This is a genomic window from Halomonas sp. NYA30 (assembly GCF_976980765.1).
In genome coordinates, this window is sequence record NZ_OZ334477.1 from 2,775,017 (window position 1) to 2,797,443 (window position 22,427).

The window sequence follows — 22,427 nt, forward strand, 5'->3', positions numbered from 1 at the left end:
TGGCCTGGGCGGCCAGCCTCACGTACACTTGTTTGAATCTTATTTCTATTATGCTTCCGACAAGCCGAGGCCCGTTATGGCATTTGACTCCACCTCTTCGTATATCGCAACCGATGCACTCAAGCAGGCGGTAAATGCCGCCGTGGTGCTTGAGCGGCCACTTCTCATCAAAGGCGAGCCGGGCACTGGCAAAACACTGCTGGCTGAAGAGTTGGCTGAATCTCTCGATACTCAGTTGATCACCTGGCACATCAAATCCAGCACCAAGGCGGCCCAGGGGCTGTATGAGTACGATGCGGTAAGCCGTCTGCGGGATTCACAGCTGGGCGTGGAAGGTGTCGAGAACGTCGCTAACTACATCAAGCCCGGTAAACTCTGGGATGCCTTTACCGCTGGCGAGCGTGTGGTGCTGCTGATCGACGAAATAGACAAGGCGGATATCGAATTTCCCAACGACCTGCTCCAGGAACTGGATCGTATGGAATTTCACGTTTACGAAACTGGGGAAACCATCCGCGCCGAGCAGCGCCCGATCATCGTTATCACTTCCAACAACGAAAAAGAGCTGCCGGATGCTTTTCTGCGCCGCTGCTTTTTCCATTACATCGAATTCCCCGACCGCGAGACCATGCAGGCGATTGTCGATGTTCACTTTCCAGATATCGCCCCTAAGCTGGTCAGCGAAGCGTTAGAAGTGTTTTTCGAGCTTCGCAAGGCGCCCGGACTCAAGAAAAAACCCTCCACCTCCGAGCTGGTCGACTGGCTCAAACTGCTGATGGCCGACGAGCTGGCGCAAGAAGCACTCTATAACCGCGACCCAGCAAAGGCCTTGCCGCCCATGGCTGGCGCCTTGGTCAAGAATGAGCAGGACACCCAGTTGCTCGAGCGCTTGGCATTCATGATGCGTCGCCAGAAGAACACAGGGCGCTAAGCCATGTTTATTGGCCTATTTGAAACGTTAAAGCGCGCGGGCGTGCCCGTCTCACTGCGCGAGCTTTTAGACCTTCATGCCGTAGTGGAGCGCGGCGTGGTGTTCGCCGATATGGAGGCGTTTTATCAGGTAGCGCGCACGGTGATGGTCAAAGATGAGCGCCACTTCGACCGTTTTGATCGCGCCTTCGCCGCCTGGTTTAAAGGCCTTGAGGACATGGACGCCGCCATTGAGTCGCTGATCCCCGATGACTGGCTGCGCCGCGAGTTTGAAAAACAGCTCACCGATGAAGAAAAAGCCAAGATCGAATCCCTGGGCGGCCTCGAAGAGCTCATTGAGACATTTAAAAAACGCCTGGAAGAGCAGAAAGAGCGCCACGCAGGCGGCAACAAGTGGATCGGTACCGGCGGCACTAGCCCGTTTGGCGCCTATGGCTACAACCCGGAAGGAATCCGGATCGGCCAGGATGGCTCGCGCCACCGCCGCGCCACCAAGGTGTGGGATGAGCGACGCTTTCGGGATTACGATGACTCGCTGGAGCTAGGCACCCGCAATATCAAGATGGCGCTGCGGCGGCTGCGCAAGTTTGCCCGCCAGGGCGCGCAGGACGAGTTCGATGTGGATAGCACCATCCGCGAAACCGCCAAAGATGCCGGGCTACTTAATGTGCAGATGCGCCCCGAGCGCCACAACGCCGTTAAAGTGCTGCTGTTTTTGGACGTAGGCGGATCGATGGATGACCATATTCGCGTGTGTGAAGAGCTATTCTCGGCGGCCCGCTCCGAGTTCAAGCACCTGGAGCACTACTACTTCCATAACTGCCTATATGAAGGTGTCTGGAAAAATAACCTGCGCCGGGGCAACGAGCGCATTCCGACCATGGATGTATTGCACACCTATGGCGCGGATTACCAAGTAGTGATTGTGGGTGACGCCGCCATGTCACCCTACGAAGTTTCCCATCCAGGTGGCAGCGTTGAGCACTTTAACGACGAACCGGGCGGCGTTTGGCTGCAGCGCCTATGTGACACGTTTCCGCGTCTGGCATGGCTTAACCCTTTGCCGCCTCGCGCCTGGGAGTACACCTATTCGACCAAACTCATTCGCGAGATTATCGACGACCGTATGTATCCCATGACGCTTGAAGGGTTAGAAACCGCCATGCGCGAACTGGCGAAAAAGTAAAAAGAAGCCAGCTTTTACGCAACACAGCGCCCTATAAGGCGGTAGGAAAGTTATCAAGTCCGGTTAAAAATGCCTGCTTCGCCTGCTCAAATGCCTTTGGGTCGTGTTTAAAACGACGCAGAATCAGCGCTTCATCCAAGCTAAGGGTAGGTGCCAGCTCATTGACGCTTTTGGCGGGGTGGCGCGCGCCTAAACCAATGCGTTTACCCCCTGCCCCGCCGAACCAGCGCTTGATACCACTCTTCTGGTAAAACGCCTCCTGCTCGGCGCTATCCACATCGACGCGCAAAGGGGCTTTCAAGGTAAGTTCACTAATCAAGCGCTGCTGGGCGTCTGCTTGGTCAAGCGAGCAGGCGTGGGTAACCGTCATGCCCACGCCTTCTTCGTCCAGCACTAGTAGTGCCAACGCTTGAGGCTTACCCTGGGCATCAACGGCAGCAAATAATCGTGCAGCTTCTTGAGGAAAGAGCACACTGCAGGTGCCGGTAAACACGACAAGCGGCGTTAGACCGACATCTTGTCCGTAAACTTCAGCGCATAAACGCGCCAGACAGGCATTGCGCTGGGCCTCTGCGTTAACGTGTACGACCTTCATTGGAATCAACCTCGCCGACTGAAAAGCCGCAAGCCTAGAGCAATCACTGCCGTTTGGACAGTGTCTTGTGCCAGGCGATAGACCCATTCATTTATACTGATACTGAACACGACTGCCAACAGGCTGTCGTCAGTCACTGTAAATGTGAACATTGACTTAGAAGGAGCTAACATGACCACCTTTACGAATGACCCCACCATGCCCACCCCGAGTTTCCCCGGCAGCCATATGGTCATAGACGATCATTATGTGTTTATTTCAGGGCTAACCGTCGCCGACCTCTCCAACGGCCACGCCGCACGGGGAAATATTAAAGAAGAGACTCGCTTAGTGATGCGCGCACTTTTGCGCATGCTTGAAATGGAAGGCGGTAGCTTTGCCGATGTAGTGCGCGTGGATATCCATCTTACTGACTTACACGCTATCCAAGACATGGATGGTATTTACGCCGAATATTTTGAACCCGGTCGCTACCCGGCGCGCACATGTACCGAATCCCCCCATCTCTGCGGCGGTAGCAATGTTGAAATCACCGTGATGGCAAAGCGCCAGCATCAATCAGAGCAATAACCGCCTCAATATCGACGTGGGCTTCCAGCATATCGGCCAAGCGATCAAGCTCACGCTCTCGGTGGGCTTGATAATCGCTTTGTTCACCGTTAACCAAACCTAACTGTTTCAGCAGTGCCTGGCAGCCGTCGGGATGGTCAAACAAGCCATGCAGGTAGGTTCCTAGAATCTGTCCATCACCGCTAACGGCACCTTCCGGGCGACCATCCACGGTAAATAAGGGGGAATTCAAGGCAGCCCCTTCGCTCACGCCATTATGGATTTCATAGCCGGTGGCTGTCGCGCCTTCAGTAACCGTTATGCCGCTCACATTTCGCAGCTGTTTGCCCGCCACCATACGCGTTGTGAGCGGCAGCAGTCCCAATCCTGCTTCTTTCCCCGGCTGGCCCTCCAGCCCATCAGGGTCATCCACCCACTCGCCCAGCATTTGAAAGCCACCGCAAATACCTAACACCTTACCGCCGTAACGCAGGTGGCGCTGAATGGCTTTATCCCAGCCCTGGTGCCGTAACCAGGCAAGATCGCTGGCAGTGCTTTTACTACCAGGCAGGATAATCACGTCAGCAGCAGGAATCGGCTGCTCGGGTCCTACAAAGGTCAGCGCCACCTGAGGGTGCAAGCGCAGCGGGTCGAAATCGGTGTGATTACTGATGCGCGGAAGTGCTGGCACGACGATATTAAGCACCTTGCTCTGCTTCTCGGCCTGGGTCACCCCAATACTATCTTCAGAATCGAGCACCACCCCTTGCAGATAGGGCAGCGTGCCCAGTACCGGTTTACCCGTACGCGCTTCCAACCAATCAAGCCCCGGTTCCAGCAGCGCAATATCTCCTCGAAAGCGGTTAATAATAAAACCTTTGGTGCGCGCCTGCTCGCTCTCACTTAGCAGCGCCAGCGTGCCCACCAACTGGGCAAATACACCGCCGCGGTCAATATCCCCCACCAGCAGCACTGGGCAGTCGGCGGCTTCGGCAAAACCCATATTGGCAATATCGCCTTCGCGAAGATTAATTTCTGCAGGGCTACCCGCGCCTTCGGCAATAATCACATCGAAGCGGCTTTCCAGTGCCTGCCAAGCCGCCATTACGCTCGCCTTTGCAGTGCGTTTATAGGCATGGTAATCCAGCGCATCCATATGGCCATGCACCTTGCCGCGCAAAATCACCTGGGCGCCACGATCCGTTTCCGGCTTTAGCAGTACCGGGTTCATATCACTATGAGGGGCCAAATAGCATGCCTGGGCCTGCAGCGCCGTGGAGCGGCCAATCTCGCCGCCATCGCTGGTCACTGCGCTATTCAGCGCCATGTTCTGGGGTTTGAACGGCGCCACTGATATACCACGCCTTGCCAGTGCACGGCAGAGCGCAGCCACCACAGTGCTTTTACCTGCATCCGAGGTGGTGCCTTGAATCATTAGTGTGGCCATCACGTTATCCCGCCCAGGTGAACAAGGGCGAGACTGTAGCGAGAGGTGCTAAGCGGCGCAATGTGTCTAACCATTTACAGACATATCAATCATTGTACGACCGCTATCTAGCTCTACCCATACCCTTTTCCGTTTTACGACACTAATCGGTAAATTGATTAAGACACGCGTGATAAACCGCCAAATCATCAGCCGAAAAACAGCAGAATGTGACCGACTCAACGCTTGGGTACTCCTTCAACATCGCTTTAACCGATGAGACGGCTATCGCCGCGGCCTGCTGGATGGGAAAACGGTACACGCCGGTGCTGATACTTGGGAAAGCCACTGTGTCAGCTTTCACGGTAGCCGCCAACGCTAAAGACTGCCGATAGCAGGAGGCAAGCAGCACCTCCTCGCCTTGTTCTCCGCCCTTCCACACCGGGCCAACCGTATGAATGACATAGCGGGCCGGTAACTCAAATCCATCCGTCAGCTTGGCCTCTCCTGTCGCGCAGCCGCCTAGTTCCTTGCAGGCTTTCAGTAGTTCAGGCCCCGCAGCGCGATGGATGGCGCCGTCAACACCACCGCCCCCAAGTAGTGAGGTATTCGCGGCGTTCACAATCGCATCGACCTTCAGGCGTGTTATATCCGCTTGAACGGCGTTGATGTTCATACAAAACCTCCTTCTTTACTTCATTATTTACTTCGCGACTGCGTTATAGAGACAGTTCAACTTCAGGGGTTGAAGCACTCAATTGCGCCAGCTCCCAGGCTTGTACCATCCGCTTTTTCTCAACACCCCACCGGTAGCCGCCTAGCGCACCGCTTTGCTGAATCACCCGGTGGCAGGGAATCCACAGCGCGATCGGGTTAGCGCCCACTGCATTGCCTACCGCACGGGAGGATTTTGGCGTGCCTAATGCCCTAGCGATATGCGAGTAACTGGCCAGCTGGCCTTCGGGAATAGTGAGTAGTGCCCGCCACACGGCAACTTGAAAATTGGTGCCCGTCACGTGCAATGACAAAGCAGCCGGCGCCTCTTCTGACTTGGCAAAAATCGCCTCCACCGCATAGCGCGTGGCAACTTGGTTAGGGTGGAAGGTGCTGCGCGGCCACTCCATGGCTAGTCTTGTTAGCAGTTCTTCTTCACTGGTGGTATCGATAAAGCCCATGCGACAAATACCACGGGGCGTCATTGCCACAAACATGCTGCCAAGAGGCGTGTCATGAACCCCATAAGTAATCTCAACGCCCTCACCCTGGCGCTTATACTCCCCAGGCGTAACGGCCTCTAGCTGAACAAAGTGATCATAAAGCCGAGATCCGCCGCTAAGCCCCAGGGTATGAGCAATATCCAGCAACGAAGTAGAGGAGTGCATCAACTGCTTACCCCGCTCCAGCGTTAGCGCCTGTAAAAACCGTTTAGGGCTAATCCCCACGTAACGGCAAAACAGCCGCTGGAAATGGAAGGCGCTAATATGAACATGAGCGGCCACTGTTTCCAAATCAGGCTGTTCAGTGGCATTGGCAACCATGTAGGTCATGGCTTTTTCGATACGCGCATAATCGTTCATGTTTATCTCTCTAGCCGTTTCGTTTCAGGCTACTTATGGGCTTATCATGGCAGACTAAGCGCTCAAGGCCCCGTTGCCGACCCGTATCTTGCTCAATGCGTTGTGGGCAAACACCCACTGTTTTAGCGTTATTGTTTCGGTGATGCAAAAAAGACAATCCACCTGTTTTCCGCTAGGGTGAGGCCCCGCCTCCATTGACAGTGCACACTAAGCCCATGCAAGACTTAATTGATGACATTGCCGCAGCCATGGCGAAAGCAGAGAAACGTGGCAAGGTCGCAGACTATATTCCCGAACTTGGCCATGTTGACCCACAACAATTTGCCATTTCGCTCGCCACCGTCGATGGCCAAGTATATTCGGCGGGCTGCGCGACCACCCCTTTCTCAATCCAAAGCATTTCCAAAGTCTTTACGCTGACGATCGCGCTAGGCCAGATGGGCGACTCACTCTGGACAAAAGTGGGCCGTGAACCCTCGGGCGACCCTTTCAATTCTATCGTGCAGCTTGAACACGAAAGCGGCAAACCACGTAACCCGTTTATTAACGCCGGTGCCATTGCGGTAGTCGATGCGATCATGATGGGCCATGAACCCAAAGAGACGCTGGGTGAGATTCTAAGCTTTGTGCGTTATATCGCCGATGACGACAGCATTTGCTTTGACCATGCGGTAGCTGCATCAGAGATGGCGCACCGCGACCGCAATGCTTCATTGGCGCACTTTATGAAAGCGTTTGGTCATCTTCGCCACGATGTCGATAAGGTCCTGGGCACCTACTTTCATCAGTGTGCTATTGCGATGAGCTGTGAGCAGCTCGCTCATGCCGGCCTGTTCCTGGCTTCGGATGGCGTCAACAAACCCAGCAACATTCGAGTCGTCGCCCCTCAGCGGGCCCGGCGTATCAATTCACTGATGATGATGTGTGGGCACTACGACGCCTCAGGGGAGTTCGCCTTTCGGGTGGGCCTGCCCGGCAAAAGTGGCGTGGGCGGCGGCATACTGGCCATCGCCCCAGGCCACGGCGCCATTGCCGTTTGGTCACCGGGGTTAGACGCCTACGGCAACAGTTTGCTAGGCACCCAGGCGCTTGAAATGTTTGTTCAGCGCACCGGCTGGTCGGTGTTTGGGCATTAAAGTACGCACCTCCGCCCCTTTTCCTACGCTAGACAATAGTAAGTCACTCCCACAGTATAGGCAGGCGGCCAAATACGGACATATCGCAACGCCATATCAAGTCAGGAGGACACCATGGCTAATAGTATGAAAAACCCCGATCACCGTGATGCGATTACGCTTTTCGCCCGCATGGGCTACGCCTCCCGCGGCATCGTGTATGTTTTAGTGGGTGGCCTTGCCGCGCTGGCAGCCTTTGGTCAAGGTGGCCAAACAGAAGGTAGCCGCGGTGCATTGGAAAGAGTCCTCATCGCCCCTTTTGGAAAAATACTATTAGGTGTCATCGCAGTGGGTTTGGTTGGCTACGCCATGTGGCGCACCATTCAAGCGGTCAAAGACGCCGACCATCACGGCAACGGTGCTAAAGGCTTAGCTATTCGTGCAGGCTTATTAGCGAGTGCGATTACCCATACGTTATTAGCCTTTTTTGCCGCCACGCTCATCTTCCAATTTACGGGCTCTTCCGGAGGTTCAGGCGGAGGTTCACAGGGCGTGGCAGGCTGGTTGATGCAGCAGCCTTTTGGCCGCTGGCTGGTAGGGGCTGTTGGCTTGGTTATGATTGGCGTAGGCATCGCCCATGCATTTAAAGGCTACAAGGCGAAGTTTCACAAACACTTCGCGATGCCACCCCAAACCCAAAAGTGGGCTTACCCCATCTGTCGTTTTGGCTTAATTATTCGCGGGATTGTATTTGTCATCGTGGGTTGTTTCTTTCTGATTTCCGCTTATCAGTTTAACCCCGACCAGGCAGGCGGTACGGCTGAAGTATTTAGTACGCTGCGCAGCCAAGCATACGGTCAATGGTTGCTGGCCGTTGTCGCTATAGGACTCTTCGCGTTTGGCCTATACAGCCTATTAGCGGCTATTTATCGCCGCATTAATCCAGAGATGTAGCGACCCCTAATGGCCAATACAACAAAGCGAACCAAGCAGTGGTTTGAGCGTATTAACGGCTCGAAGAACATGCTGTGGTTACTCGGCACCCTCTCCTTTTTGGAAACCATTATCCTGCCCATTCCGCTTGAGCTGGTGCTGATCCCGCTGATGGCAGCTAATAAACACCGTATCTGGCTTTTAGCGACGGTCACTACTGCGGGTTGCTTAATTGCGTCGCTGGTCGGCTATGGCGTTGGCATGCTGCTTTTTCAGTCGATAGGTACTTGGTTTATTGAATTTATGGGCATGGAACAAAGCTATCAGTCGTTCCAGACCTTCTTCGACCAGTATGGTTTTGCTGCGATTTTAGCCATTGGCATTCTGCCCATTCCCTTTCAGGTCGCGATGATTACTGCAGGCCTTTCCGGCTATCCGGTCCTACTTTTTACGCTAGCGGCGTTAATCGCCCGCGGCCTGCGTTACTTCGGCCTCGCCTGGCTCGTTCACCGCTTTGGCAGCCGAGTACTGCTGTTATGGAAGCAACAAGCCCTAGTAACCAGCTTGGTGGCGGGTGTAGTGGTACTGGCAGTGGCGCTGGGAATGCAGGCTTTGGCGGGGCTGATTGCTTAACCGGCGCTGTTGAAACATCCAGCCCCACCGTGGCAATGCGCGTTTGGCATTGGCTTACACATCATTCTGCGTCTTGTTACTAGGCGTTGCTGCCGTATGCTTCGCCTTCATATCTTTAAAGGCCTCCATGATGTCTATCGGCAGCGGGAAAACAATCGTCGAGGCGTTTTTATTGCTCATGTCGCTCATGGTTTGCAGATAGCGAAGCTGTAGCGCGGCAGAATTCTCCTGCATCACGTTGGCGGCCTCGACTAACTTTTTCGAGGCCTGCAGCTCCCCTTCAGCGTGGATCACTTTGGCCCGGCGTTCCCGTTCGGCCTCGGCTTGGCGGGCAATGGCGCGGATCATGCTCTCATCCAGGTCCACATGTTTGATCTCAACATTAGCCACCTTAATGCCCCATGCTTCGGTCTGGGCATCGATAATTTCCTGAATATCACTGTTGAGTTTATCGCGCTCGGAGAGCATCTCATCCAAGTCATGTTTACCCAGCACTGAGCGAAGCGTGGTTTGGGCCAACTGGCTAGTAGCCTGGGTGAAATTTTCAACCTGGATAATCGCCCTTTCAGGATCGACCACGCGAAAATAGAGTACGGCATTCACCTTAACCGTCACGTTATCCCGAGAGATTACGTCCTGCTCGGGCACGTCCATGGTCACGACACGTAGATCAACCACTTCCATCTTTTGAATACCGGGAATCACAATGATTAACCCCGGCCCTTTGACCTTCTGAAACCGGCCAAGAAAGAACACCACGCCACGCTTATATTCCGGCAGTATGCGTATGGAGGCGGCAATCAGCATCAACACCAGCACTACTGGAACCAAATAAGAAATAATCATGGGTCACCTCATCGAGTTGCTGGACTATCACATGAATAACGCACGACAACTGAGGGCCTAGTGGGGGGTGACGTATACCGTCAACCCTTCGAGGCGTGTCACTGTAAGCTGATCGCCCTGCTTAACCGGAACATTACTCACCGCGTTCCAGCGCTCGCCGTGCAATTGCACGTGGCCGTGGGTATCAAAATCCTCCAGGGCAATGGCATCTGCGCCAATCAGCTGCTCCGCGCCGGAATGTACCGGGCGGTGATGAAGCGTTGCAAAGCGCATCAGCGTCCATAGCATCAAGCCTCCTGACACCAGCGCCACACCCACGATAAGCGGCAATGAAATAGCCAGATACTCGGCATCCATCAGCATGACCGAGCCGAGCACAAAGGCAACGATGCCTCCTGCCCCCAGCACCCCGAAGCTGGGCAGTAGCGTCTCACCTACCATTAGCGCCAATCCCACCACCATCAACGCTAGCCCGGCGTAGTTAATCGGCAGCACCTGGAACGCAAACAGTGCCAACAGCAGGCAAATGATTCCGATGGTGCCTGGAAATAGGCTACCGGGACTGGCAAGCTCATATATCAGCCCGTAAAAACCCAGAATCATTAAAAAATAGGCGATATTGGGGTTGGTAATCAGCGAAAGTAGTTGGGTACGCCAATCCGGGTCGAAGCGCTCAATGGCGAGATCGGCGGTGGCTAAGGTGTATTCACCCCGCTCCATGACCACTGTCATGCCATCTATCTGCCCTAGCAGGTCATCATTATCACGCGCTACCACATCTATGACGTTTTGCTCTAATGCCTGGTTGGCGGTGAGATTCACTGCATCGCGCACTGCGTCTTCCGCCCAGTCGGCGTTGCGGCCGTGGCGCTCAGCCAAACTGCGGATGAAGCTCACCGCGTCTTCCATGACCTTGCGCTCCATGGCGCTGCCCTCACGGGCCGGCGCATCAGACGCATCTTGATCTTCTTCAGCATCGCTATCAGGCATACCGCCGCCGCCCATTTGCACCGGTGTCGCAGAGCCCAAATGGGTAGAAGGCGCCATGGCCGCTACGTGGCTGCCGTAAAGCAGATAGGTACCTGCACTGGCTGCGCGCGCGCCACTGGGGGAAACATACATCACCACCGGCAGGTCTGAATTGAGCATTTCCCGAATCATATCGCGGGTGGTATCAACCAATCCGCCAGGGGTATCCAGCTCAACAATCACCACTTCGCTGCCCTGCTCTCGGGCTTTACGAAGACCACGCTCAAAATAATCCTTGGTCGCAGGGCCGATAGCGCCTTCAATATTGAGGATTAAAGCGCTGGGCGAGGTTTGTGCCCTGGCCTGCCACGTGAGCGACAGCGCCGCCATCAGCAATCCCGCCACCAACAGCCACAGCCAGTGCGATTTGTGAGAAAGGGAGTGCATATCCGCTCCAGCAGCTATCAATATGCTCAAGGGTATCTACTCAACGTAGCACCCGCAGTGAGCTTCGTCATGAACAACATGATAGCGGGCGGTTAAGCGTAATAACGCTTAACCGCAGGAGGTTATGCTAAGCAACAGCGATGGCTGGAAGGACGTTCGAGGAGGTTGGCTGGGAGTTGGTTAGTTGACGTAATAGCCGCTTACCTTCCAATCACCCTCTTCTAGGTGAGGCGTGATAGTTTCGGTAATCTGAGGCTTATTTTCAAAACGGGTTTGGAACGTAAACACCGCATAATCACCAACAGGCGCGCCGGGCATGGACGTTTCACGGATAACCCGTATTCGCCGCCTGGACTCAACCGCCCCAAAATCACGTCGGGCTGCATTGATGGTACGGGCCAGCATATTGGAAGAGAGCGGCACCTGCAGGAGCGTTGAGGATGCCTCCCACGCTTGTTCATACTCACCGCTATCGATGGCTTCAAGCCACGCCAGCGCTGCCGCTTCAGCCGCATCGGTATGTGAATACGCGTTCGTGGTTAGCACGAGAAGCACGGTAGCAATGATAAAAGTCACTGTTTTGGACATAGCAAACTCTTGTGGCAGCCAGGGTTAATCGTGCGTCTTAAGTCATTATCGGAAGCTGGGGGGATTTCTTTAACGCTAATCCCGCCTAACGGCGACTAATGATAGAAAGGGATTCACCTGTCGTGGTCGGCGCTTCTCAAACCCCACCTGCTCGTTTACTATGCGCCACCCAACCTATCCAGCCCTCACCTTTAGGCGACCATGTCCGTCAACGCACTCTATACCGACCTTTCCGGCTACTACGATTTGATGTGCGTAGATATCGACTACCAAGCGCAAAGCAACGCCATTCGACGGCTGCATCAGCTTTTTGGTAACGACGGCACCGCCCATCTGGATTTAGCCTGCGGCACCGGCCCCCACGTGCGCCATTTTATTGATTTTGGTTACACCAGTGGCGGGCTGGATATCAATCAGCCGATGCTGGATATCGCCGCCTCGCGCTGCCCAGAAGCCCAATTCACCTTGCAAGATATGAGCACGTTCGACGTAAGCGAACCTCTCGATTTAATCACCTGCTTTTTATACTCGATCCATTATAACGATGGTATTGAGAAGCTAACCGCCTGCATCGCCAGCGCCCACCGCGCTTTAAAAGCGGGCGGTGTGTTCTACTTTAATGGGGTGGATAAACAGCGCATCAATAACGATCTATTCGTTAAGCACACCGCGAAACAGGGCGAGGATTCGTTCACCTTCCGCTCAGGGTGGCACTACAGCGGGCACGGTGAAAGGCAGTCGTTAAGGCTCAGCATTGAAAAAACCAGCGCCGGCAACACCCAAGTATGGAACGATGTACACCCCATGGTGGCGGTGAGCTTTATAGAACTAACCGCCCTACTAACGCCTTATTTTGAGGTGCATGTGTTTGAGCATAACTACGAGACCATCACCCCGTGGGATACTGTTTCGGGCAATGCGATTTTTGTGTGCGTGAAGAAATAGCGCCCACACAAGCTTATGGCGGGAAAAGTTCCTAAATGCTGCTTGGTTGAATCACCAGGCGTCTATAGTGAAGAGACCTATCACGGGCTGACGCCATGACCGACCTTATTTTGCCAAGCAACGCACACTTTCTAAATTTTCGGCATCGACCGCCTGACAAGCGCTTGGCCCCCTGGGTACAGTGCCTCTGGTCAATGGGTGGACCTGGGCAACTTAAGACCTCCCGAACCGAGAAGCTCTACCCAGATGCCGGTGCCAGCCTAAGCATCAAGCTCACCATCCCGCGCCCCATCATCACGCTCTGCTTCAACAGGCGCACGCTGGTCGAAACCTTCGACACGTCCACCCCAAGCCTAGGCATTCGCTTCAAGGCTGCCGGCGCCCACGGCCTGCTGGGCCTGCCACTCGAAGCTTTCACGGATGGCTTTCACCATCTAGAAGATGAACTTGAGCCACTAGGGCTGCAGGAACTGATGCCGATAGTAGAACGCCTTTATGTAGTGGTTCAATGATTCCGGACACCAACGTAGGTGGTAAGATTGCCACCATAAGCGAGGTGTCTGATGACCAGAAAACGACGTTCCTTTACTCCTGAATTCAAACAGGAAGCAGCCAGCTTGGTACTGGATCAAGGTTACACCATTGCCCAGGCCTCTACGTCCTTGGGCGTGGGTGAAAGTGCTTTGCGGCGCTGGGTTCAACAGCTGACGGATGAGCGAGAAGGCATTACCCCGAAGGGCAAAGCCTTAACCCCGGAACAACGCCGGATTCAGGAGCTGGAAGCCCGCTGCAAACGCCTTGAGATGGAGAAGAGCATACTAAAAAAGGCTACCGCTCTCTTGATGTCGGACGACCTGAATCGTACGCGCTGATAGACCAGTTGAGTGAGCAAATGCCTGTTGAAATGGTCTGCAATGCGTTCGATATCAGCCGTTCCAGCTATTACGAATACCGCCACCGGCGGAACCAGATAGACGTTGAGCGTCTGGCCCTGAAGGCGCAGGTAAACCGCCTGTTCACCAAGAGCCGCAGCTCTGCCGGCAGCAGAACGATCAAGTGCATGCTCAATGACGACGGCGTTGTCATTGGTCGCTTCAAGGTACGAAGACTGATGGGTGAGCTGGGGCTGATTTGCAAGCAACCTGGCCCTCACGCCTATAAGCAGGCCACCGTTGAGCGACCGGATATCCCGAATCACCTGGATCGTGAGTTTTCGGTAGAGCAGCCCGACGAGGTCTGGTGTGGTGACATTACTTACATCTGGAGCGGCCAGCGATGGAGCTATCTGGCTGTGGTACTGGATCTGTACGCCCGGCGAGTTGTTGGTTGGGCAATGTCATCCAGTCCGGATGCGGACCTGGTTGTAAAAGCTCTGGATCACGCCTGGGAACAGCGTGGTCAGCCAGAGAAAGTCATGTTCCACTCGGACCAGGGAAGTCAGTATGCCAGCCGTAAGTTTCGTCAGAGACTCTGGCGCTATCGAATGACACAAAGCATGAGCCGGCGCGGTAACTGCTGGGACAATGCCCCGATGGAAAGGCTGTTCCGGAGCCTGAAATCCGAATGGATACCGGCCTTGGGATATCGGGATCTGCCCGAGGCCAAAAAAGATGTGGGTGGCTATCTGATGGGCTACTACAACCGGCAACGACCTCACGCATTCAACGACGGCGTTTCGCCCGTCACGGCTGAGGAAAACCTTAAAATACTGTCCGGGATTAGTTGACCACTACATTACCAGCTCGACGAAAAGCAGGGTTTGCGACTTCTGGAAACATGGTTATTGCATCGACTGAGACGCATGCCGATTCTCAACAGCCGGATCGTCATGGTCATTCAGGCCATCAGAGAATTACAGCTTCCACCCCAACAGCTAGGCGCCACTATCGGTTTTACTAGGCGTACTCTGGAACGCAAATTAAAACGTGAAGTGGGCGTTACCCCTGGCCAATTAGTAGCTTATGCCCGTCTTAACCTTGCCCGCCATGAGTTGTTTGAGAGCAATCGTTCCCTAGCGGAAATAGCGTTGCAATGCGGCTACTATGATCAGGCTCACTTCACGCACGCTTTCCAAGCACTCGCCTATGAAACGCCCGCCGCCTACCGCAAACGCAAATTGTCGCAAATCTACAAGGCGTGACGAGCTTACGGTTTTAAGCTGAGGCCTCCACTAACCATCTAGGTCATCCTCATGTCTCAGCGTATCTCTCAGCAAGCCGTTTACCGCCTATGCCCTCGCTTGGCTGAACACTTGGTTCCCCTGGGCGCGGTCGCATCCGGCAGTACAGTCACCCCGACCATCACTCATTTGGTTAAATTGCGTGTTTCGCAAATCAATCACTGTGGCTTTTGTCAGCACATGCACTCGCAAGAGGCCAGAGATGATGGCGAACATCAGGTTCGCCTGGATGTGCTTCCCGCCTGGCGTGAAGTTGAAGTGGTCCAATTGGAGCGGACACCCCGATAAGCCTCATAATGGAGGCAGTGGAGGTGTTCATGACCAAGAAGACTCGACGTCGGTTTTCCGATGACTTCAAGGCGGATGCGGTGAGCCTGGTGATCGATCAGGGGTATTCCGTATCCGAGGCCGCCCGGCGCCTTGGCGTGGAGCGCAGCGTACTGGACCGCTGGTGCCGCAAGCACCGTCAGCAGGTCTCCGGCACCCCGGGGCGGCAGGAGGATGATCGCGACGCCGAGATCAAGAAGCTTCGCGCAGAAGTTCGTAAGCTTCAGATTGAAAAGGATATTTTAAAAAAGGCGGCGGCCTTCTTCGCCAAAGAGTCGAGCTGAGATACCAGTTTATCGAGTCGGAGAAGGCCACCTATCCCGTGGCCGTGTTGTGTCGAGTCATGCAGGTCAGCCGGAGCGGTTTCTATGCCTGGCGACGGCGTGGCTCTGATGACCCTCGTCAGGCCCTACTCCGAGAGGTCAGAGAGATTCATCTCCAGAAGCGTGGCAGCTATGGCAGCCGCCGCCTGGCCAGAGAACTGCGCCGCCGCGGCTACGATGTCGGCCGTTACCAGGCTCGCAGCCTGATGCGGAAAGCCGGCGTAGAGGCACGACAGCGGCGACGCTGGCGTCATACGACCGACAGTCAGCACACCCTGCCGGTGGCGCCTAACTTGTTGAACCGCCAATTCATGGTGACGGAACCGAACCGAGCCTGGGTGGCCGACATCACCGCGATCTGGACGCTGGAAGGGTGGCTCTATCTGGCGGCGGTGCTCGACCTCCACGACCGGCAGCTGGTGGGCTGGGCGATGGCGGATCACATGCGCACGGAGTTGGTTCTGGACGCCCTGGAGATGGCCGTAGGGCGGCGGCAGCCCAAGAGCGGGTTGATCCATCATAGCGACCGCGGCAGTCAGTACGCATCGCATGACTACCGAGCCACGCTGGATCGGCACGGGTTCCAGGCCTCGATGAGCCGCAAGGGGAATTGCTGGGACAATGCCGTCATGGAGCGCTTCTTCGGCTCACTGAAAAGCGAGTGGCTGGCTGACCAGCGATATGGGACCCGCCAGGCAGCACGGCGCGATGTCGTCGAATATATCGAGATGGAGTACAACAGCTGCCGGCTCCACTCGACCCTCGGCTACCAGTCACCGAGGGAGATCGAACTGGCAGCTGCGGCTTGAAAATGTGTCCGCTCTCACTTGACCAGAACAAGTTGCCTGTTTCAGTGAGCAGGAACGCGCCGCTCTGGCATGGGCAGAAGCCCTTACGCTGCTAAGCCAACATCCAATCAGCGACGAAACCTACCAGAATGCCTTAGCCGCCTTTGGAGAGCAGGATTTACTGGAATTGACCACGGTGATTCTGGCCATCAACAGTTGGAATCGGGTCGCAGTCAGCATGCAGTTTATGCCTGCTATCAAACTATAAATCTCCAACTACAGGGTTGAGAAAGGCGGTTTCCTTCCAGGCTACCGCCTTTTATTCAGACCTCTTTGAGACCAAATGCACCATCAATATCTGATACTGATGAAAGGTCAGGCTTCTGAACCACTAGGGGAAGGACGCAGTTGCATCTGAACGCCGAGTAAAAAGTTACGCAGCACCTGATCTTTACACTCGCGATAATTCTTGTGGCTTGGCTTACGGAAAAAAGCGCTTAATTCATGATTGCTGATGCGGAAGCCTGCCAGCTCAAAAATAGCCAGAATATCGTCAGCCTTTAGATTTAAGGCAATGCGCAGCTTCTGGAACACCATGTTGTTGTTTAACTGCGTTTCTGGCGCTGGCTGCGGGCCTTCGCGCTTACCACGCTTGAAGCTGATAAAGCCGTTCAGAAACGCTGCCAGCTCTCTATTTTTCATCGTCACAAAGGCATCGTCTTCATCCTTTTTCAGCCAAGCAGTGACCTGTTCCTGAGTCACGCTGACTTCTGCCAAGGCGAAAATATCCACGATGGTGCTGTCTTTTAAATCAAAGGCATACCGTATGCGGCGGAAAATATCGTTATTAGTCAAAATCGTATCCCTAGTCTTAGGCAAACCCAGCACAATCAGGCGTTATGTGCATCTACGTTTATCGTGAATATCACTAACATCAGCAGCTTAACAACTAACCTGTTGTCAGCTTTCCAAGCAGCTCATCAATTTCGTCTTTAAGCTCGCCATCTTCAATCTTGTTGGCGGTGATTTGGGCCTTTTTAAGATTGTTGATCGCTGCGTCAGTCTGACCCAACTCCACCTGCAGCTTCGCCATGGAGAACGCGATGGATGACATATGGTCTTTCGAATTCACTGCAACGGCTTTCTCAAAGGCTTTTTCGTAGACAGACAACGCCTCATCCAGCTCTTCCGTGAAGTCAGCCAATGTTTCCCACTGCTCTGGATGGTCCTTGTCGGTATTTTCGTTCTCGGTGCAGATCGCTTCCAACTGTGCATAAAGCGCATCAAACGCCTCTCTATCCTCTTTATCAGCAGCCTTCATGAGTTTTTCAGCGAGTTCGTAAACCGCTTTGTATATTTTGGTGTTAATCATGAACGACTACCTTTTCTCTATTAAAAACAGTAACAAGTAAAAAATCTGCTAAAAACAACGTTGTGGAACCGCCAACTCACCTTGGCCGGTGACATTATACCCTTTGAGGATAGCGCTACGGGTGTTCATTTTTCGGTTTTTGGGGCAAGACCAGACCACTGACCGCTATTAACAGTAAAGCTCCATGATGAACTCAGGTTCACCCGTTTGTTCATCAATCTGTTCACCTAATGAAATGAAGCCATGCTGCTTATAAAAATTGATGCTGGGGGCATTCTGGCTGTAAACACTGAGCTGCAAACACGACCTTCTGCTCTTGGCATCATCAATTAATGCTGACCCTATCCCCTGGCCCTGAAGGCTGGGTGACACAAAAACCGCTGCCAACGTACTTCCATAGAGGCAGTAAAACCCTGCTATTTGCTCATCCGCTTCATAGACAAAGGTCTCCGATGCAGGGATGTATACATCACGCATTTCGCTAACTTTGGACTGCCAATATTCTGACCCAGCGAAGGAGTGAGCTTTAATCGATGCTGAAAGCCAGATATCCAAAATGTGCTCAATATCCGCCTCTCGGTATTCACGAATCATCTAGATGTTCCTAATGAGGGTCATCGGCGCCAAAGGCGTTACTGAAAAGCTGCCTAGCTCTGGATAGGTTTTGCACCGGCACCAGGGCTAGGCAGCTTCATAAAATAAGGCGGAAATGCGTTGCCTTCCGTAAGGTAAATCTGATTCTTCCAGAAGATGAAGTCGCTTCCTTCACTTCCTACCGAAAGCGAAAAGGGATTTTACCAGATTATTCAAATAATATTTTTAGGTGCGGAAAATCTAAATTGTTCATCGATCAGCACCCTCGGAGGGTGCTGACCTGCTTATTACTGAGCATCGCGGTTTAAATTCCGCTCCGCCGGGATATCACTCAGATACTCGACAAACTCCACCTCAAAACCGGCCGGATCGACAAAATAAACATTTTTGCGGAATGGCTCCGTCGCGCCGGGTTTGGCGATGGCATAGCCCGCGTTATTTAACCGGGCAACCACGGCATCCAGGTTATCGGTCACATAAGCAAAATGGGCCAGCCCAACGCTGTGACCCTTCAGGTCGCGGTTGGCCCCTTCGCCGTGATCGCTTAACGCCAAGTAATGCTCATCGTCACCAAAATGCACCCATTTGCGGGGTTTGCCATACCACTCGCCATGGCCTTCATCGCGCACCCGCCAGTGTGGGAAGACGGCGCGGTAAAAATCCAACATGGCAGCTATATCGTCAACGACCAGATTCACGTGTTCCAAGTACATCAGTGTCTCCTTGCATTAAGTGAAATAGCAGGATAAAACCTCAACTTAACTTGAGGTAAAGCTGTTTTTGGAAAAAATGGTCACAGCAATTCAGGAGAGCGTGATGGCAGAAGCAGTTTGGAGTGTTGGCAAGGTGGCCAAGCGCTGCGGCATCAACGTCAGCACCCTGCACTTTTACGAGCAGCAAGGCCTGATTCAAAGCTGGCGCAATGCAGGCAACCAGCGCCGCTATAAGCCAGAAGTGCTTAGGCGTATTTCGGTGATCAAGGCCGCACAGAAAGTGGGCGTTAGCTTGGAAGAGATCAAACGAGCTTTTGAATCACTGCCTAATAACCGCACGCCGACAGTGGAAGATTGGCAACAGCTCTCAAAAAATTGGCAACAGATGCTGGATGGCCGGATTGCTTATCTGCAAAAGCTGCGCGATAACCTGGCAGGCTGTATTGGCTGTGGTTGCCTGAGCATGACCAACTGCCCGCTCTATAATCCGGATGACAAGCTGGCGGCATTGGGCAGTGGCCCTGTCTTGCTGGATCAGGCCGAGTACCGGGCCAAGGTGGATCGATAGACCGTCCAAGGGTGGGATTTTATCGCCTCAATCAGCCTGCGCTTCAGCGGTCGGCTGCTTTTACTTTATACTGCATCCTTATTTATTTTTGAAAAACCTTACGACACTCTGTCAGGGCGGCTTATGCCATTTGCAAAACTAGGATTATCCTCTCCTCTTGTTCAAGCGATTACTGAACTAGGATACCAAACGCCAACGCCCATTCAGGAACAAGCGATCCCTGCCATTCTTTCGGGTAACGACTTAATCGCCACTGCCCAAACAGGCACAGGCAAAACCGCCGCCTTTGTTCTGCCGCTGCTAGAACGGTTCAGCAACGCGGGCACGTTACGCGGCAAACGCATACGTGCGCTGATTCTCGTGCCGACCCGTGAGTTAGCGGTCCAGGTCGAAGCCAGTGTGGCGCAATACGCTAAACACACGCAGTTAACCTCAATGGCGATGTATGGCGGGGTGGATACCGAAGCGCAAAAAGAACGCCTGATCAAAGGCGTGGATATTCTGGTGGCCACGCCGGGCAGATTGCTTGATTTGGCCCATCAGCGTGCGCTGCACTTTGATGAACTGAAAGTCATGGTGCTGGACGAAGCGGACAGAATGGTCGACATGGGGTTTGTCGACGATATTAAGAAAATCATAGATCGCCTGCCTGAACACCGTCAGAACCTACTGTTTTCGGCCACCATCACAGACGACGTTCGCGCCCTTGCCTACGACTTTTCAGATCGCCAGATGACCGACCTGGCAGCTGAAATATCCATTTCTCCCAACGTCCGCGCCGCCGCTAATGTCAAACAATGGCTCATCACTGTCGATAAAGACACGAAATCCGCCTTGTTGAGCCACTTGATCAATGAGCAACAGTGGGATCAGGCGCTTATCTTTACCGAGAAAAAACACAATGCAGCCAAGCTCGTTGCTCAACTGGAAAAGCGCGGCATCACAGCGGATTCCATTCATGGCGATCGAAGCCAAGCAATGCGCGAAAAAATTCTGGCTCAGTTCAAATCTGGCGAACTAAAGTACTTAGTCGCCACGGGGGTTGCCGCGCGGGGCTTGGATATTGGTGAGCTGAGCCGTGTGGTGAATTACGATTTACCCTTTAAGCCAGAAGAGTACATCCACCGCATTGGCCGAACCGGCCGCGCGGGCGCCTCTGGTGAAGCCATCTCTTTAGTCGACATGAGTGACTTTAAGAACCTTTGTGCCATTGAAAGGCGGTTAAAAAGCATTATTGAGCGTAAAGAGATTGCAGGGTTCCCGGTTCGAAAAGCAGTACCAGAATCAAACTTGAATTACAGAAAATAAAGTAATCGTTAAAACTTACCCAAGAAGCTCACCTTTTAAAAGGGTGGGCTTCTTTATTATCTATATTTCAAGAATCCGGTACAAACGCATCTAATAGCTCGGCATTAGTGGGATATTTATCCAATAACGAAAGCAACTTCTGCGCGCCTTCTACTGGCTTAAGCGTTGTCAAACCTCTACGCAGTGTCCTTACTTTTTCGATATCTTTTGCATCGATCAACAGCTCTTCGCGGCGGGTACTGCTTTTGGCAATATCGATCGCCGGGAAAATCCGTTGATTGGCCACTTCGCGGGATAACACGAGTTCCATATTGCCCGTGCCCTTGAACTCCTCGAAAATCACCTGATCCATACGGCTTCCCGTATCCACCAGCACGGTGGCCAAAATGGTGAGCGATCCGCCGTTTTCGATCTTTCGCGCAGCACCAAACAGTTTTCGGGGTATTTCCATCGCTCTGGAATCCAGCCCACCCGACATCATACGGCCATTGCCCCGCTGCTCAGCATTGTGAACGCGCGAGAGTCTGGTAAGAGAATCGATCACAATCATCACATTATGACCCTCACCTGCTTGCTTACGCGCCGTCTCAAGAAGCTTATCGGCCATACGCACATGGTGTGTGTAGCTTTCGTCTGAAGATGAGGCATGTACCTCTGCCGACACACTGCGTTTAAAATCGGTCACTTCTTCAGGTCGCTCATCAATCAACAAGGCATACAGCTTTATGTCAGGATGCGCTTCTGCCACGGCCTGACAGATATGTTTTAACATCGTCGTTTTGCCGGAGCCCGGCGGCGCCACAATTAACCCTCGTTGCCCCATCCCAATGGGCGTAATCAAATCCATCGCTCGCACAGTACGCTGGTAAGCGCGCCATAAACCCCATCTACTCACCTTATTGTTGACTGATCACACTGGTGGTCTCTTTAGCATTGGAGATCATCATGAGTCGCGACCTCAATTCCACTCAAGCATTTTGGTTAGGGCACCTGTCTTATGCCGCCGCGTTGCAGATGCCGTTAAGCGCGTATGCTGAAGCGCAAGCCGTGACGTTAGCCGACCTGATGGCGTGGGAAAATCGGTTAATCGTGCAAGGCTTCCCCGTGCCACCGCGTTGTCGTCCCGCGCGGTTTGTCGCGGTGGAGGTCGTCGCATGATACGCCCAAGCACTGATTTGAGGGTGTACCTGTGCCGAGAACCCGTCGATATGCGCAAGCAAATTGATGGATTAGCATTACTGGTTCAGGAAGCCATGGCCTTGAACCCGTTTGATCAAGCGCTGTTCGTGTTCGGTAATCGCCAGCGCGATAAAGTGAAGCTGCTGTTCTGGGAACGTAACGGCTTTGTGGTGTGGTACAAGCGCTTGGAGCGTGAGCGGTTTAAATGGCCAACGCACCTGAAGGACGAGACCGTGACGCTAACGGGTCAAGAACTTAACTGGTTGCTGGATGGCTATAACCTGAAGGCTATGCAGCCTCACAAAGCGTTGGATTTTCAGCGCGTTGGATAGCCGTA

The 22,427-nt window shown here is 53.6% G+C and carries 27 protein-coding genes and 1 pseudogene; 16 read left to right on the top strand and 12 right to left on the bottom strand.

The genetic code is table 11. The features are described 5' to 3' along the window. The first annotated feature begins 76 nt into the window (after window positions 1–76). Both ACWI0H_RS12865 and ACWI0H_RS12870 read left to right on the top strand, forming a co-directional pair. The gene (locus ACWI0H_RS12865) at window positions 77–931 is read left to right on the top strand and encodes an AAA family ATPase (protein WP_176303639.1); all 855 of its coding nucleotides are present in this window, start codon (window positions 77–79) and stop codon (window positions 929–931) included. Between the two features lie 3 nt (window positions 932–934). After that, window positions 935–2,116 (top strand): vWA domain-containing protein, encoded by a 1,182-nt coding sequence (locus ACWI0H_RS12870; RefSeq protein ID WP_485873614.1) that lies wholly within the window; start codon window positions 935–937, stop codon window positions 2,114–2,116. A 31-nt stretch (window positions 2,117–2,147) separates the two neighbouring features. On the opposite strand, the gene ACWI0H_RS12875 is transcribed toward ACWI0H_RS12870, so the two are convergent. Then, window positions 2,148–2,711, bottom strand: a complete 564-nt coding sequence (locus ACWI0H_RS12875; RefSeq protein WP_485873615.1) for a hypothetical protein — start codon at window positions 2,709–2,711, stop codon at window positions 2,148–2,150. A gap of 171 nt (window positions 2,712–2,882) precedes the next feature. On the opposite strand from ACWI0H_RS12875, the gene ACWI0H_RS12880 reads away from it, so the two are divergent. Then, on the top strand, window positions 2,883–3,281 hold the full coding sequence (locus ACWI0H_RS12880) for a RidA family protein (protein ID WP_485873616.1): 399 nt from the start codon (window positions 2,883–2,885) through the stop codon (window positions 3,279–3,281). Here ACWI0H_RS12880 and ACWI0H_RS12885 read toward each other — a convergent pair. The 3 genes from ACWI0H_RS12885 to ACWI0H_RS12895 form a co-directional block, all read right to left on the bottom strand. Further along, complete coding sequence (locus tag ACWI0H_RS12885; protein ID WP_485873617.1) at window positions 3,241–4,707, bottom strand: cobyric acid synthase; 1,467 nt, start codon at window positions 4,705–4,707, stop codon at window positions 3,241–3,243. The two genes, ACWI0H_RS12880 and ACWI0H_RS12885, sit on opposite strands and share 41 nt — an antisense overlap. 142 nt (window positions 4,708–4,849) lie before the next feature. Further along, window positions 4,850–5,362 carry an O-acetyl-ADP-ribose deacetylase gene (locus ACWI0H_RS12890; RefSeq protein ID WP_485873618.1) on the bottom strand — a complete coding sequence of 171 codons (513 nt, stop codon included), beginning with the start codon at window positions 5,360–5,362 and terminating at the stop codon, window positions 4,850–4,852. Window positions 5,363–5,405: 43 nt separating this feature from the next. Further along, on the bottom strand, window positions 5,406–6,263 hold the full coding sequence (locus tag ACWI0H_RS12895) for a bifunctional transcriptional activator/DNA repair enzyme AdaA (protein ID WP_485873619.1): 858 nt from the start codon (window positions 6,261–6,263) through the stop codon (window positions 5,406–5,408). A 215-nt stretch (window positions 6,264–6,478) separates the two neighbouring features. Between ACWI0H_RS12895 and ACWI0H_RS12900 the strand changes: the two genes are divergently transcribed. From ACWI0H_RS12900 to ACWI0H_RS12910, 3 genes are all read left to right on the top strand, one after another. Further along, window positions 6,479–7,399 carry a glutaminase gene (locus tag ACWI0H_RS12900; RefSeq protein WP_485873620.1) on the top strand — a complete coding sequence of 307 codons (921 nt, stop codon included), beginning with the start codon at window positions 6,479–6,481 and terminating at the stop codon, window positions 7,397–7,399. 114 nt (window positions 7,400–7,513) lie between these two features. Beyond that, window positions 7,514–8,332, top strand: coding sequence for a DUF1206 domain-containing protein (locus ACWI0H_RS12905; protein WP_485873621.1), 819 nt, complete (start codon window positions 7,514–7,516; stop codon window positions 8,330–8,332). Window positions 8,333–8,341: 9 nt separating this feature from the next. Next, the gene (locus ACWI0H_RS12910) at window positions 8,342–8,944 is read left to right on the top strand and encodes a YqaA family protein (RefSeq protein WP_485873622.1); all 603 of its coding nucleotides are present in this window, start codon (window positions 8,342–8,344) and stop codon (window positions 8,942–8,944) included. A gap of 54 nt (window positions 8,945–8,998) precedes the next feature. On the opposite strand, the gene ACWI0H_RS12915 is transcribed toward ACWI0H_RS12910, so the two are convergent. From ACWI0H_RS12915 to ACWI0H_RS12925, 3 genes are all read right to left on the bottom strand, one after another. Beyond that, the gene (locus ACWI0H_RS12915; RefSeq protein WP_485873623.1) at window positions 8,999–9,790 is read right to left on the bottom strand and encodes a slipin family protein; all 792 of its coding nucleotides are present in this window, start codon (window positions 9,788–9,790) and stop codon (window positions 8,999–9,001) included. 57 nt (window positions 9,791–9,847) lie between these two features. Continuing rightward, the gene (locus ACWI0H_RS12920; protein ID WP_336274503.1) at window positions 9,848–11,206 is read right to left on the bottom strand and encodes an NfeD family protein; all 1,359 of its coding nucleotides are present in this window, start codon (window positions 11,204–11,206) and stop codon (window positions 9,848–9,850) included. A 180-nt stretch (window positions 11,207–11,386) separates the two neighbouring features. Then, window positions 11,387–11,794: a DUF4019 domain-containing protein gene (locus ACWI0H_RS12925; protein WP_336274502.1), complete on the bottom strand. Its 408-nt coding sequence runs from the start codon at window positions 11,792–11,794 to the stop codon at window positions 11,387–11,389. Window positions 11,795–11,995: 201 nt separating this feature from the next. Here ACWI0H_RS12925 and ACWI0H_RS12930 point away from each other — a divergent pair, with 201 nt between their 5' ends. The 6 genes from ACWI0H_RS12930 to ACWI0H_RS12955 all read left to right on the top strand — a co-directional run bounded on the left by ACWI0H_RS12930 (window position 11,996) and on the right by ACWI0H_RS12955 (window position 16,377). Continuing rightward, window positions 11,996–12,739, top strand: a complete 744-nt coding sequence (locus ACWI0H_RS12930) for a class I SAM-dependent DNA methyltransferase (protein ID WP_485873624.1) — start codon at window positions 11,996–11,998, stop codon at window positions 12,737–12,739. Window positions 12,740–12,834: 95 nt separating this feature from the next. Next, window positions 12,835–13,251, top strand: a complete 417-nt coding sequence (locus ACWI0H_RS12935) for a DUF6597 domain-containing transcriptional factor (protein ID WP_485873625.1) — start codon at window positions 12,835–12,837, stop codon at window positions 13,249–13,251. Between the two features lie 51 nt (window positions 13,252–13,302). Then, window positions 13,303–14,465 (top strand): IS3 family transposase gene (locus ACWI0H_RS12940; RefSeq protein WP_350359378.1). Its coding sequence is split into 2 segments (ribosomal slippage): window positions 13,303–13,558 and window positions 13,558–14,465, totalling 1,164 coding nucleotides; the frame shifts between segments, so codons are not numbered across the junction. Between the two features lie 75 nt (window positions 14,466–14,540). Then, entirely contained in the window at window positions 14,541–14,879 is a 339-nt protein-coding gene (locus ACWI0H_RS12945; protein ID WP_485873626.1) for a helix-turn-helix transcriptional regulator, read from the top strand. Window positions 14,880–14,930: 51 nt separating this feature from the next. Beyond that, entirely contained in the window at window positions 14,931–15,206 is a 276-nt protein-coding gene (locus ACWI0H_RS12950) for a carboxymuconolactone decarboxylase family protein (protein WP_485873627.1), read from the top strand. Window positions 15,207–15,235: 29 nt separating this feature from the next. Further along, window positions 15,236–16,377 (top strand): IS3 family transposase gene (locus tag ACWI0H_RS12955; RefSeq protein WP_485873610.1). Its coding sequence is split into 2 segments (ribosomal slippage): window positions 15,236–15,497 and window positions 15,497–16,377, totalling 1,143 coding nucleotides; the frame shifts between segments, so codons are not numbered across the junction. A gap of 354 nt (window positions 16,378–16,731) precedes the next feature. Here ACWI0H_RS12955 and ACWI0H_RS12960 read toward each other — a convergent pair. From ACWI0H_RS12960 to ACWI0H_RS12975, 4 genes are all read right to left on the bottom strand, one after another. Then, window positions 16,732–17,211: a YehS family protein gene (locus tag ACWI0H_RS12960; RefSeq protein ID WP_336274498.1), complete on the bottom strand. Its 480-nt coding sequence runs from the start codon at window positions 17,209–17,211 to the stop codon at window positions 16,732–16,734. Window positions 17,212–17,305: 94 nt separating this feature from the next. After that, window positions 17,306–17,728 carry a tetratricopeptide repeat protein gene (locus tag ACWI0H_RS12965; protein ID WP_472952729.1) on the bottom strand — a complete coding sequence of 141 codons (423 nt, stop codon included), beginning with the start codon at window positions 17,726–17,728 and terminating at the stop codon, window positions 17,306–17,308. Window positions 17,729–17,896: 168 nt separating this feature from the next. Continuing rightward, the gene (locus tag ACWI0H_RS12970) at window positions 17,897–18,322 is read right to left on the bottom strand and encodes an N-acetyltransferase (protein ID WP_472952731.1); all 426 of its coding nucleotides are present in this window, start codon (window positions 18,320–18,322) and stop codon (window positions 17,897–17,899) included. A 287-nt stretch (window positions 18,323–18,609) separates the two neighbouring features. After that, window positions 18,610–19,035 (bottom strand): VOC family protein, encoded by a 426-nt coding sequence (locus tag ACWI0H_RS12975; protein WP_485873628.1) that lies wholly within the window; start codon window positions 19,033–19,035, stop codon window positions 18,610–18,612. Between the two features lie 103 nt (window positions 19,036–19,138). Between ACWI0H_RS12975 and soxR the strand changes: the two genes are divergently transcribed. Then, window positions 19,139–19,603 (top strand): redox-sensitive transcriptional activator SoxR, encoded by a 465-nt coding sequence (gene soxR / locus ACWI0H_RS12980; RefSeq protein ID WP_485873629.1) that lies wholly within the window; start codon window positions 19,139–19,141, stop codon window positions 19,601–19,603. Between the two features lie 123 nt (window positions 19,604–19,726). Next, window positions 19,727–20,911 (top strand): DEAD/DEAH box helicase, encoded by a 1,185-nt coding sequence (locus tag ACWI0H_RS12985; protein ID WP_485873630.1) that lies wholly within the window; start codon window positions 19,727–19,729, stop codon window positions 20,909–20,911. A gap of 67 nt (window positions 20,912–20,978) precedes the next feature. Here the strand turns inward: ACWI0H_RS12985 and rho are convergent. Continuing rightward, window positions 20,979–21,776, bottom strand: a pseudogene (rho, locus tag ACWI0H_RS12990) (transcription termination factor Rho); the annotation flags it as partial. An 80-nt stretch (window positions 21,777–21,856) separates the two neighbouring features. Between rho and ACWI0H_RS12995 the strand changes: the two are divergent. Together ACWI0H_RS12995 and tnpB are read left to right on the top strand one after the other, a co-directional pair. After that, window positions 21,857–22,069: a hypothetical protein gene (locus tag ACWI0H_RS12995; RefSeq protein ID WP_138801450.1), complete on the top strand. Its 213-nt coding sequence runs from the start codon at window positions 21,857–21,859 to the stop codon at window positions 22,067–22,069. After that, window positions 22,066–22,422, top strand: a complete 357-nt coding sequence (tnpB, locus tag ACWI0H_RS13000) for an IS66 family insertion sequence element accessory protein TnpB (protein ID WP_336268928.1) — start codon at window positions 22,066–22,068, stop codon at window positions 22,420–22,422. Before ACWI0H_RS12995 ends, tnpB begins: the two co-directional genes overlap by 4 nt. The last annotated feature ends 5 nt before the right edge of the window (window positions 22,423–22,427 follow it).

Coding starts and splice junctions, on each gene's coding strand:
- ACWI0H_RS12865 (WP_176303639.1), top strand. CDS start 77: ATGGCATTTGACTCCACCTCTTCGTATATCGCAACCGATGCACTCAAG.
- ACWI0H_RS12870 (WP_485873614.1), top strand. CDS start 935: ATGTTTATTGGCCTATTTGAAACGTTAAAGCGCGCGGGCGTGCCCGTC.
- ACWI0H_RS12875 (WP_485873615.1), bottom strand. CDS start 2,711: ATGAAGGTCGTACACGTTAACGCAGAGGCCCAGCGCAATGCCTGTCTG.
- ACWI0H_RS12880 (WP_485873616.1), top strand. CDS start 2,883: ATGACCACCTTTACGAATGACCCCACCATGCCCACCCCGAGTTTCCCC.
- ACWI0H_RS12885 (WP_485873617.1), bottom strand. CDS start 4,707: ATGGCCACACTAATGATTCAAGGCACCACCTCGGATGCAGGTAAAAGC.
- ACWI0H_RS12890 (WP_485873618.1), bottom strand. CDS start 5,362: ATGAACATCAACGCCGTTCAAGCGGATATAACACGCCTGAAGGTCGAT.
- ACWI0H_RS12895 (WP_485873619.1), bottom strand. CDS start 6,263: ATGAACGATTATGCGCGTATCGAAAAAGCCATGACCTACATGGTTGCC.
- ACWI0H_RS12900 (WP_485873620.1), top strand. CDS start 6,479: ATGCAAGACTTAATTGATGACATTGCCGCAGCCATGGCGAAAGCAGAG.
- ACWI0H_RS12905 (WP_485873621.1), top strand. CDS start 7,514: ATGGCTAATAGTATGAAAAACCCCGATCACCGTGATGCGATTACGCTT.
- ACWI0H_RS12910 (WP_485873622.1), top strand. CDS start 8,342: ATGGCCAATACAACAAAGCGAACCAAGCAGTGGTTTGAGCGTATTAAC.
- ACWI0H_RS12915 (WP_485873623.1), bottom strand. CDS start 9,790: ATGATTATTTCTTATTTGGTTCCAGTAGTGCTGGTGTTGATGCTGATT.
- ACWI0H_RS12920 (WP_336274503.1), bottom strand. CDS start 11,206: ATGCACTCCCTTTCTCACAAATCGCACTGGCTGTGGCTGTTGGTGGCG.
- ACWI0H_RS12925 (WP_336274502.1), bottom strand. CDS start 11,794: ATGTCCAAAACAGTGACTTTTATCATTGCTACCGTGCTTCTCGTGCTA.
- ACWI0H_RS12930 (WP_485873624.1), top strand. CDS start 11,996: ATGTCCGTCAACGCACTCTATACCGACCTTTCCGGCTACTACGATTTG.
- ACWI0H_RS12935 (WP_485873625.1), top strand. CDS start 12,835: ATGACCGACCTTATTTTGCCAAGCAACGCACACTTTCTAAATTTTCGG.
- ACWI0H_RS12945 (WP_485873626.1), top strand. CDS start 14,541: ATGCCGATTCTCAACAGCCGGATCGTCATGGTCATTCAGGCCATCAGA.
- ACWI0H_RS12950 (WP_485873627.1), top strand. CDS start 14,931: ATGTCTCAGCGTATCTCTCAGCAAGCCGTTTACCGCCTATGCCCTCGC.
- ACWI0H_RS12965 (WP_472952729.1), bottom strand. CDS start 17,728: ATGATTAACACCAAAATATACAAAGCGGTTTACGAACTCGCTGAAAAA.
- ACWI0H_RS12970 (WP_472952731.1), bottom strand. CDS start 18,322: ATGATTCGTGAATACCGAGAGGCGGATATTGAGCACATTTTGGATATC.
- ACWI0H_RS12975 (WP_485873628.1), bottom strand. CDS start 19,035: ATGTACTTGGAACACGTGAATCTGGTCGTTGACGATATAGCTGCCATG.
- soxR (WP_485873629.1), top strand. CDS start 19,139: ATGGCAGAAGCAGTTTGGAGTGTTGGCAAGGTGGCCAAGCGCTGCGGC.
- ACWI0H_RS12985 (WP_485873630.1), top strand. CDS start 19,727: ATGCCATTTGCAAAACTAGGATTATCCTCTCCTCTTGTTCAAGCGATT.
- ACWI0H_RS12995 (WP_138801450.1), top strand. CDS start 21,857: ATGAGTCGCGACCTCAATTCCACTCAAGCATTTTGGTTAGGGCACCTG.
- tnpB (WP_336268928.1), top strand. CDS start 22,066: ATGATACGCCCAAGCACTGATTTGAGGGTGTACCTGTGCCGAGAACCC.